General features: G+C 72.4%; 8 protein-coding genes. 1 reads left to right on the top strand and 7 read right to left on the bottom strand.

Features of this window, described 5'->3' with window-relative positions:
- Positions 1–71: 71 nt before the first annotated feature.
- The 6 genes from ACIP2X_RS10860 to ACIP2X_RS10835 all read right to left on the bottom strand — a co-directional run bounded on the left by ACIP2X_RS10860 (position 72) and on the right by ACIP2X_RS10835 (position 10,190).
- The gene (locus ACIP2X_RS10860; RefSeq protein ID WP_401670336.1) at positions 72–2,642 is read right to left on the bottom strand and encodes a discoidin domain-containing protein; all 2,571 of its coding nucleotides are present in this window, start codon (positions 2,640–2,642) and stop codon (positions 72–74) included.
- Positions 2,643–2,934: 292 nt separating this feature from the next.
- On the bottom strand, positions 2,935–3,150 hold the full coding sequence (locus ACIP2X_RS10855; RefSeq protein ID WP_401672288.1) for a hypothetical protein: 216 nt from the start codon (positions 3,148–3,150) through the stop codon (positions 2,935–2,937).
- Positions 3,151–3,256: 106 nt separating this feature from the next.
- A complete protein-coding gene (locus tag ACIP2X_RS10850; protein WP_401670333.1) occupies positions 3,257–6,274 on the bottom strand; it encodes a tetratricopeptide repeat protein in 3,018 nt (1,005 codons plus the stop codon).
- Positions 6,275–8,137, bottom strand: a complete 1,863-nt coding sequence (locus ACIP2X_RS10845) for an HSP90 family protein (protein WP_401670331.1) — start codon at positions 8,135–8,137, stop codon at positions 6,275–6,277.
- A 245-nt stretch (positions 8,138–8,382) separates the two neighbouring features.
- Positions 8,383–9,366, bottom strand: coding sequence for a hypothetical protein (locus ACIP2X_RS10840; protein WP_401670328.1), 984 nt, complete (start codon positions 9,364–9,366; stop codon positions 8,383–8,385).
- Between the two features lie 41 nt (positions 9,367–9,407).
- Positions 9,408–10,190, bottom strand: a complete 783-nt coding sequence (locus ACIP2X_RS10835) for a TetR/AcrR family transcriptional regulator (RefSeq protein ID WP_401670326.1) — start codon at positions 10,188–10,190, stop codon at positions 9,408–9,410.
- Positions 10,191–10,311: 121 nt separating this feature from the next.
- Between ACIP2X_RS10835 and ACIP2X_RS10830 the strand changes: the two genes are divergently transcribed.
- The gene (locus tag ACIP2X_RS10830; RefSeq protein WP_401670324.1) at positions 10,312–11,532 is read left to right on the top strand and encodes a saccharopine dehydrogenase family protein; all 1,221 of its coding nucleotides are present in this window, start codon (positions 10,312–10,314) and stop codon (positions 11,530–11,532) included.
- Positions 11,533–11,840: 308 nt separating this feature from the next.
- Here ACIP2X_RS10830 and ACIP2X_RS10825 read toward each other — a convergent pair whose 3' ends face one another.
- On the bottom strand, positions 11,841–12,680 hold the full coding sequence (locus tag ACIP2X_RS10825; RefSeq protein ID WP_401670322.1) for a class I SAM-dependent methyltransferase: 840 nt from the start codon (positions 12,678–12,680) through the stop codon (positions 11,841–11,843).
- Positions 12,681–13,233: the final 553 nt, after the last annotated feature.

Below are 13,233 nucleotides of genomic sequence, written 5' to 3'. Positions count from 1 at the left end.
CGCGCGCGAAGGCTCCCGAGGACGGTGACGCGTCCTCGGGAGCCTTCAGGCACTGTGCGGGCCGGGAGAGGTCAGGGGAACTGGACGATCTTGGACGGAACGGTGTCCGTCCCCGAGGTCCCCGCTCCCGTGTCGTTGATCACGTGGCGGTACTGGCCCTTGCCGCCGAGCGAGATCACCATCACGTGGCGCATCCTGATGCCCGGCTTCACCGGCACCTGGAAGCCGTGGTGCTGAACGATCGTGTCGTCGGACGTGTAGTTGCAGTAGCTGCCGAGAGCCCAGGCCTCGTGCTCGTTCACCGTGTCGGCGACCTTGTAGGCCGCGTAGCCGACGATGCCGTCGTGGGTGATGGCGGCCTCGTCGGGGGCGTCGTACGCCTTCTCGTTCTGGAAGAAGATCGTGCGGCCGCGCTCGCCGGTCCAGAGCACGTCGTACTTGTTGAAGTGCTCGACGAACAGGCCGGTGGTCAGCACGTCGTCGCCGTTGACGCGCAGGCCGTAGTCCGCGCGGTTCGTCTCCCAGCCGACGCCCTCCCCGTGGTCGGCGCGCCAGATCCAGGTGTGGTCGATCAGGACGTCGTCGCTGTTGACCACCACGGAGTTGGTGGCGAGGCCCGGACCCGCGCCGCCGATGCGGACGAACACGTCCTGCATCGTGGTGGGGTTGGCGGAGTGGTCGGCCGACGAACCGGCGGGGCCGATCTGCAGCAGCGTGTCCGAGTTCCGCGCGCCGGCGTCGATCAGGAAGCCGGCCAGCCGGACCCCGTCGACGTCCGCGACGTGCATGGCGTCGATGCCGCCGTCGGGGATGATCGTGGCCAGACCGAGGCCCAGTACGACGGTGTTGGCGCGGTCGATCTGGATGGTTTGGTCGATGTGGTGGACGCCCGGTGTGAACAGCAGATGCAGCCCCTGGGCGAGCGCGGCGTTGATGGTCGCGGCGGTGGCGCCGGGCTTGACCACGTAGAACTGGTCCAGCGGCAGGGAGGTGCCACCGGCGTTCGCCGGCCAGGACACACCGCGCGAGTTGGTCCGCTTGGCGGGCACGAAGACCTTGTAGGTGCTGCCGTCCAGGTACAGGAACGGCTTCTCCCGTGAGATCGGGGTGGTGTCGAACGTGGTGTACGGCCCACTGGCGAAGTTGGTCGCGGGTGCGCCCTCGACGCCGGTGAACGTCATGTTCCACACGCCGTTGGTCCAGCCGCCGACGGAGCTGTCGCGCGTGTACCACTGCTGCTGCGAGTAGGGGCCGACGGTGCCGTCGATCTTCGAGTCGGCGATGTAGCCGCCGGAGGCCCAGCCGTAGCCGTTCGGGGCGAGGTTGAGACCGCCCTTGACGTGGATCCGGCGGAAGGGCGCGGCCTGGGCGACCGCCCACCGGTTGGTGCCGCTCACCGGGTTGATGGCGAGGTTCTCGGCCGAACGCCAGAAGTTCTGGGTGGCGTTGCCGTCGAACCAGCCCGCGTCCACGGTGATGTCGCCGTTGATCTGGACGTCGTCAGGGTTGAGCCCGAGCCCGGAGACCGAGGTGTAGAAGCCCAGTTGGGCGTTGATGCCGTTGTAGGTGCCCGGCTTCAGCAGGAACTGGTAGCGGCCGCTGCCGAACTGGCTCTCCTCCTGCTGCGCGAAGACCTGGTCGAACTTCTGCTGCAGACCGGGGGTCGACGGATCCACCACGATGACGTTGGGGCCGAGGTCACCGCCGCCCTGGATGGGGCCGGTGCCACCGGAGGCGGTGTGCACCCCCACGTCCCACAGGGAGTAGCCGTAGCCGGTCGCGCGGGCCGTGCCGAGGATGCGCACGTGGCGGCCGGAGCCGTTCACCTCGTACGAGGTCTGCCCGCCGGTGGCGCCGGTGACCTCCTTCAGCGTCGTCCAGTCCTGCCCGTTCGCGGAGGTCTGGATCCGGAAGTCCCGGGCGTACGCGGCCTCCCAGTTCAGGTCGACCTTGCACAGGTCACGCACCGAGCCGAGGTCCACCTGGACCCACTGCGGGTCGGAGGACCGGCTCGACCAGCGGGTGCCGCCGTCACCGTCGAACGCGGCCGAGGCCGGCGTGCCGGCGTTCTCGACGGAGGAGGCCGAGGCGGGCCTGCCGCGAGCGGCGTCGGCGCTGTCGCAGGTCGCGGGCGGGGTGCCGTCCGTCGTACCGAACACCTGGAACTCCCACAGGGAGTAGCCCCAGGGCGTGGCCCGCGTGAGCCCCTGCATCCGTACGTAGCGGGCCTGTCCCGAGACGTCCACCGTGTCGGCGGCGCCGTCGCCGCCGGTCACCGTTGCGGCGTCTCGCCAGGCGGCACCGTCCTGGGACAGCTGGATCTTGTAGTCCTTGCCGTAGGCGGCCTCCCAGTCGAGCACGACACGGCTGACGGAGGCCGTGACGCCGAGGTCCACCTGCAGCCACTGGTCGTCGCCCGGGGCGGAGGACCACCTGGTGCCCCGGTCGCCGTCCACGGCGTTGCGCGCGGGCGTTCCCGCGTTCTCGTCCGACGACGACGTGACGGTCCTGCCCTGGGACAGCGGGGTCTCGGCGGCCGCGGCGGGCAGTTGGCCGGGGAGGGTGACGAGGGCCGCGGTCGCCATCAGCGCGACACCGAGTGACCTGCGTCTGAGGCGTCTCGTGCGAGTCGTGTGTCTCATGCGTCAGCTTTCTACGGGTGCCGATACGGGGGCGGTGCGGGTGCCGACGAGCAGGTGCCCGCGGCGCGCGCTGCGTGCCGCGGTGCCCGGGCGAGATGCTGGTGAGTCACTCGCCTGAGGGCATGCCGAAGGCGCGACGCGGCTGCGGAGCCTCTTAGTTCAGGCTTTGATTTAAGTGGTGAGGCAATAGGTCGGCAAGCCCCCGGACGCAAATTGCCGTGAGCCGTGGGGGAATTGGCACCTCGAGTGCGTGCGGTCGGTCCTCCGGGACCGTGCCGTGCTGCCGCCGGCGTCAGACCTCGTGCGGGGCGAACAGTTCGAGGTGGCCGCAGTGGGCGCAGCGGTAGGCGTCGATCTGGAAGCGGGGACGTCCCCAGCGCTTGGCTCCGCCGAAGATCCCGCGCTCCAGCGGCCCCGGGATCCACCGCGAGAAGCCGCTCGCGTGGTCACCGCCGTCCTCGATGAACCCGGGTTGCAGGTCGCCGGCCTGGCACTGGCTGCACTTGATCTCCACGCAGGCACTGTACGTCAGCCACCGGCGGACGCGACGGGCGGAGGCGCCGGGTTCACGGCACCTCCGCCCGTCATTCAACTGCCCTTGCCGAGCGGGGCGTTCAGCGCTCCAGACGGGTCAGGAAGTCCTCCCGCAGGGCGTCGAGGATGTCGGCGGCGTCGCCCAGGTCCGCCTGCCGGCAGCGGCGCGCCGCCGCCGTCAGGCGGACCGTCGCGTCCTTGAACCGGCCCAGGCCGTTCCCCTCGATCAGCGCCGCGACACGGACCGCTTCGGCGCGCGGCACCTCACCCTGCTCCCCGCCCCTCTCGTGCGCGGCGACGGCCGCCTCCGCCGCGGTCAGGGCCTCCGGGAAGCGCTCGGCCTCCGCGAGCACGCGGGCGCGCCGGTAGTGCACCGAGCCGCTCTCGTACCAGACGGCGACGCTCTCGTCGCCGTCGTCGAGGGCGTCCAGGACCGCGTCGGCCTGCTTCAGGTGGTCGAGGGCCGTGTCCAGGCCGTCGGCGCCGCGGGCCGACATGACCAGACGCGCGAACTCGCACACCATGTGCAGGATCAGGGAGGGATTCGGCGCCTCGGCGTGCGCGGCGAGGGCGCGCCGGTACGCCGTGTCGGCCGCGTCCCAGCGGTCGGCCATCGCGAGCGTCACCGCCGTCTCCGCCGCCACCAGCGTATGGGTCGCGCGGTCGTCCTCCCAGGCGGCGACGGTGTCCGCCAGACGCAGGAACTCCTCGGCGGAGGCCAGGTACTCCGCCAGCTCCCGCAGTCCGCGCGCCAGCGTCAGCCGGGCCTGGGCGTGCAGCCGTTCGTCCAGGGAAGCGGCCGCCTCGTCGGCGAGCACGGACTCCAGCACGGCGACGGCGTCGGCCTGCTGGCCACTGCGCGCCAGGACGTCGGCGAGCTGCAGCCGGATGTCGGCGGCCGCGTCGTGGTCGCCCTGGTGGTCGTGGCGCGTTGCCGCCTCGGACAGATGGCGGACGGCCGCGCCGAAGTCCCCGGTGTGCGAGGCGGCGTGGCCGAGCAGCGCGTACGTCGCGGCCAGCGGGAACTCGACGTCGTCGTGGCGGACCGCGTCCCCGATCACCTGGTGCAGCAGCTCCGCGGCCGCCTCCGGCTCGTCCTTGCCGAGGAACAGCTGGGCGAGCAGGGCGCGCGGACGCATGGCGCGCCAGGGCCGCCCGGACGCGGCGATGTCCTCCAGGGCCGCCCGCAGTTCCGTCTCGGCGCGTTCGAGGTCGCCCCGCCGCAGGGCGACGTCCGCGACGAACTGCCGCGCGTTGGCGACCTGGTGAGGCAGGGCCAGCCGCTCCGCCTCGGAGTGCAGTGTGCGCGTGCACTCCTCGAACCACTCCAGCGTGGAGTCGGGCACCTGCGGCAGCAGGCGCAGCACCTCCCCGTAGGCGGCGTAGGTGCAGGAGTGCAGCGTGGCGAGGTACTCCTGCGCACGCTCTCCCGCCGCGTCCGCTCCGTACGCGGCCTCCCCCTCACCCCGTGGCCCGCCCGTGAACGGCGCCTCGGTCCGCAGCCGCTCCGCCTCGCCCAGCGCCTTGTCGACACCGGCCCGGACGGCGTCCGGGTCCGGCCGGCCGGTGCCGGCGGCCGCCTCGTCACCGTCCGATTCGGGGAGGGTCGACCTGGCGAGGGCGTGGGTGCGGGCGGACAGGGCCTGCCACGGCATCCCGAGCCGCTCGAAGAGCTCGGCGGCCTTCTCCAACTCGGCGACGCTCTCCGCGTCGCGGTCCTCGTGCGAGAGGATGCGCGCCCGGTGCTCGGCCAGTTCCGCGTGCAGCAGCTCCAGCGGGCCGAGTCCGTCCTCGTGCGTGGCGGTGCCGTCGGCCACGCGTTCCGCGACGCGGTTCCAGAGCCGGACGCCCCCGGGATGCCCCGCACTCGACTTGCGCCGTGCCTCGCGCACCAGGGAGGCGAAGTCCTCGGGAACGTCCGTCGTGGTCGTGGTCGTGGTCGCGGTCGGGACGGCTGCCGGTGACGCCGTGGACGGCGCGAGCGTGCGGGCGGTGGACGTCCGCAGACCCAGCGGCAGGGGCTCGTCGAGCAGCGGACGCCGGGCCAGGCGCAGCCTGCGGCGGTCCCCGGTTGCCGTGGTGCCGCCCCGGTTGTCGAAGGCGGCGGTGAGCCGGTCGGCCTCCGAGCGGACGTGCGTGAGGAGTTCCCCCGCCGTCCAGGTCCGTCCGGGCGGTCCGGCGACGGGCGTAGCGGTGTGCCCGTCCTCGACGAGCCGGGCGAGCAGCACCTCGACACCGGTGAGGAAGCCCAGATGGTCCAGCGGCGCGCCGGTCGACTCGAACAGGGGGCGGTTCTCGGCGAGTATCTCCAGCCCGCGGCCCTCGTTGCGGGACAGCGCGCAGAACTCCACGTGCAGACCGACCTCGTGCTGCATGCCGGTGTTGCCGCGGACCCGCCGGTAGCCGGTGAGGTGGTGCGAGCGGGCCTCGTCCGCCTGGCCGGCGCGCAGCAGCGGCAACAGGGCCCGCGCCTGGCTCATCTGCGGCTCCTCCGTGCAGCCCGCGGAGCCGGCGAGGACGGGACGCCAGGTCTCGAGCGCGGCCGCGTCGTCGCCCGCCCGCACCGCGTGTTCCGCGAGGTGGCGGATCTCGCAGGCCTCGCAGTCGCTGAGGTCGGTGCGCGGCCGGGTGACCCACAGGTCGTAGGCGTCGCTGACGCCGTCACCGGTGTGGGCCGCGACGTGGTAGCGCATCGCCGCCACCGGCTGCATGTCGTGGTCCGCCGCCTCGTAGCGGTCGCGCATCCGGTCGATCCAGCCGTGGATGGTCTCCAGGGGCACGTCAGGGACCTGGAGCAGGGAGGTCGTCACCCACTTGAAGCGCCAGAAGACCTGACGGGCCTCCCACTCGCTGAAGCACTCGGGGGCGGTGTCCCACAGCTTGAGCAGCCGGGCGAAGACCACGGGCGACTTGCGGTGTTCGCCGGTGAACTCGTACGCCGACATCAGCTCCAGCAGCGCCGTGACGAGGACGTCCGGCTTGTCGAAGGGCTCCGCCGCCTCGACGAGCTCCTCCGCGGTGACGGTGCGTGGCAGGCCGTGCGGCCGGTCGTGGTTGTCGCGCAGCGCCTCGACCACGGCCTCGGGGGTGTCCAGCATCTACAGTTCCTTCCGGGGCTCGGAGCCGGGTGCCGCCGTGCCGGGGTGGTGCATGGCGTGGGTGAGCAGGCCGATGAAGGCCCGGTTGAGCAGGGCGCTCTCGCTCGCCCGCAGCGGGCGGCGGCTGAGCAGCAGGGCCTGGCCGTACAGTGCCTCGGCGGTGGTGACCGCCAGGCCGTGCTCGTCGATCGTGATGGCCTGGCGGACCAGCGGGTTGAGGTGGTTGAGGACGAGCTGGGCGCGCGGCGTGTCGTGGCGCAGCGAACCCAGGATGTCCGCCCACAGCCCGTCGCTGTCGGCGGCGAGAGTCGACCTGCTCCGCTCGTGGCGCGCCTCCCGGTTGTCCAGGAGCAGCGCGGGCGCGGTGACGGGCTGGAAGTCGCGCAGGACGACGTCGCAGTCGTGCACGCCGATCGTCTCCCGGGCGATCGCGAGGAAGGCCGCCGCCCGCAGTTCGGCGCCCGGGTCCACGGCGTCGAGATGGGCCGTGACGGTGGCCGGGTCGAGGTCGGTGACGGCCGTGCCGGGCCGGATCTCCGGGAGCCGGTGCACCAGATCACGGTCGTAGGTGTAGCCGCCGTTGACCACGCCGAGTCCGGCGGCCGAGGCGATGGGGGCGACCTGGCGGAACTCCTCGACGCTGCGCGTGACCAGCAGCGTCGGGTGCGTCCGCGCGAACTCCTCCAGCGTGACGTTGCCGTCGGTGGTCTCGAACGGCAGCCAGGGCAGCACGATGCGCAGCAGCTCGTCGTCGTAGCGGGCCAGTGCCTTGACCGCGAGGTGGTGGGTGTCGATGAAGCGGTGCAGCAGCGACGGGTCGCTCGCGGCGAGGCCGGTGAGCCAGTCGCGGATCCGCTCGCCCAGCGCGTCCCGTACGGCGGACAGGGTGCCGTCCTCGTACAGCGCCTCGCGGGAGGCGGTCGGGCGCAGGCTGGTCGTGTCGACGACGCAGCGCACGAAGAACGCCCAGTCCGGCAGCAGTTCGGGCGCCTGGTCGCTGAGCAGCATGCCCTTGAGGTGCACCCGGTGACCCGCGCGCTGCGCCGGGTTCACGGCGGTGGGCAGGACGTAGGCGACGCCGCGCAGTCCCGCCGCCGGGAGGTCGAGCTCGATGGTGTCGAGCGGGGTGAAGTCGAAGAGGGTGCGGCAGTACGCGGTGAGCGCCTCGCGGCGGGCCAGCGGGGAGCGGTGGGTCTGCTCCCACGGCGGCGCCTCGTTGACCCGGTGGGTCTCGCCGCGCGGTCCGACGACGGTGACCTCGTGGCGCAGCAGGGACCCGTAGTGCCGGGCCAGGGAGACGACCCGTTCGGGGCTGGTCCACTCGGCGTTGTCCGCGCGGGGGGTGAGCCGCACGGTGGTGCCCGGCTCGGGCTGGGCCGAGGCGGGCAGGGTACGGATCGTGTAGCGGCCGTCGGAGTGGCCACGCCACTCGACCGCGGGCGCCGAGGGGTCAAGGGCCGTCCGGCTGACGACGCTGATCTCGTCGGCGATGACGAAACAGGCGAGCAGCCCGATGCCGAACTGGCCGATGAAGTCGCCCCGGGCGGCGTCGAGTCCGGCACCGTCGAGGGAACCGTCCGGGGTCCGCTTCGAACTGCGCCCGATGGTGGCCAGGAACCGGTGGACGTCGGCCTCGGTGAGACCGATGCCGGTGTCCGTGACGGTGATGGTGTCACCGGTACGGACGGTGATGGCGCCGGGCGCACCGGGGTCGGCGGCCTGCCGGGCGGTGATGGCGTCGACGGCGTTCTGCAGCAGCTCGCGCAGATAGACGCGAGGGCTCGAGTAGAGGTGGTGGGACAGAAGGTCGACCAGGCCGCGCAGGTCGACCTGGAAGGTGTGAGCGGTCTCGGACTGAGGCACCTGAGGACGTCTTTCGATGGGCGCGCCGGCGCCGTGCGGGCGCGGACGCGGACGAGTGGGGTACGGCGACGCGATGCGGTGGGCGGCCGGGGCGGCCCGGAGCGGAGCGCCGTCGCGCGCGAGGCGGTACGGGCGTGCCCGGATCTCTCCGCACGCGCCCGCGGTTCACCGCGCACGTGCCCGGCGCTCGCCGGGCTTGCGCGCGGATCTCACCGTGCGCGACGGAGCGGGCGGGAGCCCCTCCTTCAGCGCCCGACCGCCGCACGTTGCTTCCGGTAGGCCGAGGCGGGGTCGGAGCCGTGCAGGTAGCTCCAGGGGAACTCGGTGACCCGGCCGTCGGTCGCCGCGAAGCACTCGCGCGCGCCGACGCGGTCCCCGGCCAGCGAGAAGGCCATCGCGAAGGCGTTCAGAACCAAGTTCCAGCTGCCGCGGCGCACGAAGTCCGGGTGCCGGTACGAGTGGTCGGCGGCCTCTCGCAGGGACAGCACCACTTCGGGCCGGCGCATGTACGCGGCGTCCGGTCCCGCATCGAGGGACAGCCACTGCTCGATGTGCGCGACCGGGACGAGCAGCCCGAGCAGCGTGCCGCCGGGCGCGCCGAACACGGACGCGCGCGCGAACGCGTGCATCTCCTCGTGGGAGCCGCCCCACTTCTCGCAGATCTGCTGCAACTGCTGCTGATGCGCGCCAAGATGCTCCGGATCGCGTCGTACCGTCGCCTCGAACCGGCGGCGCGCGAGGACCTGGCCGACCTGAAGGCCGCGGCCGGTGATCTGGAGGGCGTACCAGGGCGAGACCCACCGCGGCTCGCGCTCGGCCACCTCGTACAGCCACTGCTCGGCCGTGCGCAGCCGGGCGTGGAACACCTCGAACTGCTCGCGGGAGACGTCTGCCGCCCGGGCCGCCGTCCGTGCCTCCCAGGCCCAGCTGATGTGGCGGATCCCCGCCACGAGCCGGGCGAGGGTCGCCTCGGACTCCGTCTCCGCGTCCAGCGCCTTCGTGATCCACTGCTCCACGCCCGCGGTGTCGGCCACGGCCCAGAGCAGTTCGGTCCGCCCCTCGCTCTCAGGTCGTGCCGCGAGCACCTGGCGCACCGAGGCCCAGTCCGCCGCTTCGGCGGCCTCGCGCACGCGCGCGACGTCCGGGTCGCCGGAGTCCTTCTGCACCTGTGCGCCGGGCCGCCCCGCCCATTTCCCCAGCGTGAGCCCCAAGTCCCGGAGCAACGCCATGTCCCCACCCCTTGCTCTGTCCTGACACGGGGGGTTGATGATCACCGCCCGTGGACGTAGTGATTATCACGTGCCACGGACATTCGTACATCCGTTTCCCCCGGGTGATCGGGCTCCTGGCCTGCCCGCCCGTCCCGCTGGGCGGACACGCTGTCCAGGAGCATCTCCAGGGCTGTCGGGTACGCGCTGGTGTTCATGCGGGCGGCCAGGAGGGGCGCCGCCTCGGCGATGCGGGGGTAGGCGGCCGCGGGCAGCGCCGCGTACGTCGAGCGCCACATGGCCTCGTCGGAGCGCAGCGACTGCTGTGGCAGGGCGAGCGACGCGGCGTCGAGGGCGGCGAAGGCCAGGGTCTGGTCGATGAACGCGTGGTAGATGCGCACCGTGTCCGGCGAGGGGAAGCCGGCCGTGCGCAGGATGTCCAGGATCGCTTCGTCGGCGGCCAGTTCGTTGGCCCGCCCCGAGACACGGCCGGCGGTGAGCTGGGCGGCCTGGGGATGGGCGGTGTACGCGGCGTGGATGCGAAGCCCCACGTCGCGCAGATCCGTCCGCCACCGGCCGGTGGGCGTCCAGCCGTCCAGTGCCTGCCCGATGAGCCGGTCGCCGATGGCGAGGACCAACTCGTCCATGCCCCGGAAGTAGCGGTACAGCGCGCTCGGGTCGCAGTCGAGGACCAGACCCAGACGGCGGGCGGTGAGCCCCGCGCTGCCGTGTTCGCGCAGCAGAAGGAGGGCGGCGTCGACGAACAGGGTGTCGGACAGCAGGGTGCCGCTCCTGGTGGGGCGGCGCCGCCTGCGCTGTTCCTCGCGGACGACGGGCTTCGGCACCTCGGCTCCTCCGGGTGTGTCTTATGCCAACGTGGTTGACCTTACGTGTCCGCGGCGCCTTTGATTCCGGCCAGGGGCCCCTCCGTACCGATGGATGCTCGACTGAGAGGCGAAACTGATCATGCGCGTACTTCTCGTGGGAGCCGGTGGCGTGGGCACGGCGATCACCCGGATCGCGGCCCGGCGGCCGTTCCTCGACACCATGATCGTGGCCGACTACGACCACGCACGGGCCGAGGCGGCCGTCGCGTCCCTGGGGGAGCGGGGCAGCCGCTTTGTTGCGGAACAGGTGGACGCCCAGGACGAACAGGCCGTCACGGCACTGCTGCGCCGCCACGGGTGCGACGTCCTGCTCAACGCCACCGACCCGCGCTTCGTGATGCCGCTGTTCCAGGCGGCGCTCGCGGCCGGCGTCACCTATCTGGACATGGCGATGTCGCTGTCCAGGCCGCATCCCGAGCGGCCCTACGAGGAGTGCGGCGTGAAGCTCGGCGACGCGCAGTTCGCCCAGGCCGACGAGTGGGCGGAGAACGGTGCGCTGGCACTGGTCGGCATGGGCGTCGAGCCGGGCCTGTCCGACGTCTTCGCACGCCACGCGGCCGACGAACTCTTCGACCGGATCGAGGAGATCGGCATCCGCGACGGGGCCGACCTCACGGTAGACGGATTCGCCTTCGCCCCGTCCTTCAACATCTGGACGACGATCGAGGAATGCCTCAACCCGCCGGTGGTCTACGAGGCGGAGCGGGGCTGGTTCACGACCGAGCCGTTCAGCGAACCCGAGGTGTTCGACTTCCCCGAGGGCATCGGACCCGTCGAGTGCGTGAACGTCGAGCACGAGGAGGTCCTCCTCGTCCCACGGTGGATCGACGCCGGGCGCGTCACCTTCAAGTACGGCCTGGGCGGCGAGTTCATCGACACCTTGAAGATGCTGCACCTGGTGGGGCTCGACCGCACGGAACCCGTCACCGTGCCCGGCCCCCAGGGTGCGGTCGCCGTCTCGCCCCGGGACGTCGTCGCGGCGTGCCTGCCCGACCCGGCCACCCTGGGCGACCGCATGCGGGGCAAGACCTGCGCCGGCACGCTGGTGCGCGGCCAGAAGGACGGCGAGCGGCGCGAGGTGTACCTGTACCACGTCGTCGACAACGAGTGGTCCATGGCCGAGTACGGCTGCCAGGCCGTGGTGTGGCAGACGGCGATCAACCCGGTCGTCGCCCTGGAAATCCTCGCGTCGGGCGCCTGGACCGGCAAGGGCGTCCTCGGCCCCGAGGCCTTCCCGGCCCGCCCCTTCCTGGACCTGCTCACCGAGTACGGGTCCCCGTGGGGCATGCGGGAACAGTGAGGACCCGCGCGCTGCTCGCGCCGCTGCCCGACCACGGATCACCAGGACGCTCGTCTTGCCGTGGCGCGGACGGTGAGCGATCCTCGGCCCGTGGCGGGACAACGGAAGAGGCGTGAACGGCAGGGGAGAGGGCGGTGGGCCGCCGGCCGCCCGGCGCCCGAAGACGGTCGCTGGGAGGTGCTGTTCGAGACCCAGGACGAGGCGCGATGGCGGGATCACCTGCGTGGCTTGCGTGCCCCCGGTGGCCGGATCGACTGGTCCATGACGCGGATCGACGTGTTGTGCGGTCGGCAGGTCCGGCCGACCACCTATCGGCTGAGCCTGTTCGTGCCGGGGACCGTGCGCGACACCCGTAGTTCCGTGAGGTAGCGCTTGGTGACGCGGCCCTCGTAGCGGCTGTCGATCAGAGCGGCGACGCACTCCAGCAGGCCCTCCCGGGCGGCGGGTGGCAGCGCCCGGTGGCCGGAGTAGGTGCGCAGGACGTCCAGGTACTGCGCCGTCGTGTACGTCGACTCCCATGTGTGGCGCCGGGTGTCGACGGGACCGAAACGGCCGCTTCGCGCGACCTCCTCCGCGTGGGACGAGGTGTCGACGTCCTGCGCGGCGGGAAGCCGTAGCCCCGGTGGTGTGGCCGGGTCGAAGCGCTCGTAGCAGTGCTGTACCTCGGCGAAGAACTCCTCGCTGCCGCCCGCCACATGCTGCGTGGCCACCACGGCGAGCGCACCACCGGGCCGCAGGGCGTCGGCGGACCTCACCATCCGGATCGCCGGATCGATCCAGTGGAAGGCGGTCGCCGAGACGACCGCGTCGAACCGCTCGGCCGGCAGGGGCCAGGTCTCGAAGTCCGCGGTCACGATCTCCACCGAGTCGAACCCGGCCAGGTTGCGCCGGGCGACCGCGGCCATGCCCGCGCCCAGTTCGACCGCGGTGACCCGGCACCCGCGCTCGGCGAGCGGCAAGGTCGCCTTGCCGGTGCCCGCGCCCACCTCCAGGACGCGGCAGCCGGGGCCGACGCCGGCCAGTTCGGCAAGGTCGTCGAACACCTCCCGGGGATATCCGGGCCTGGCCCGGTCGTACAACTCCGCGTCCTCGTCGAAAGTACGGCTCAGCCGGACCCGGCGCGCCTCGTCAGGCGTGTCGTCGCGCATGACCGGCACGGTAGAGCCTCCGGAAGCGAGGGGAAACGCACCGGCGAACTCCGCGCGCCGCTTGGCACCAAGCGCCGGACTCCCCGCCCCCCGGAGAGCTGAGCGCCGGCGGGCCGACCGCCGGAGAACCGAGCCCTGGAGGGCCTCTCGCCGGAAGGCGAAGCTTCGGAGGGCCAAGCCCTCGGAGGGCCGTGCGTCGGAAAACCGAGAGTCGGAAGACCGAGTGGCGGAGGGCCAAGCCCCCGGAGGGCTCCAGCGCGCCTGGCATCAAGCGCGCCGGAGGGCCGACCGCCGGAGAGTCGAGCCGCGGAAGGCGAAGTCTCGGAGAGCCAAGCCCCCCGATAGCCCAAGCGCCGGAGGTCCAAGGGCTCGAGAGCCGAGCCCTGGAGGGCCTCTCGCCGGAAGGCGAAGCTTCGGAGCGCCAAGCCCCTGGAGGGCCGAGCCCCGGAGGACCGAGAGTCGGAGAGCCAAGCCCCGGAGGCCAAGCGCCGGAGGGCCGAGGCCCCGAGAGCCGAGCCTTGGAGGGCCTCTCGCCGGAAGGTGAAGCCCCGGA

The sequence above is a fragment of the Streptomyces sp. NPDC089424 genome, assembly GCF_044749345.1.
GTDB lineage: Bacteria > Actinomycetota > Actinomycetes > Streptomycetales > Streptomycetaceae > Streptomyces.
Note: the sequence above shows the minus strand (reverse complement) of the source record. Positions and strands in the feature narration are given on the sequence as shown.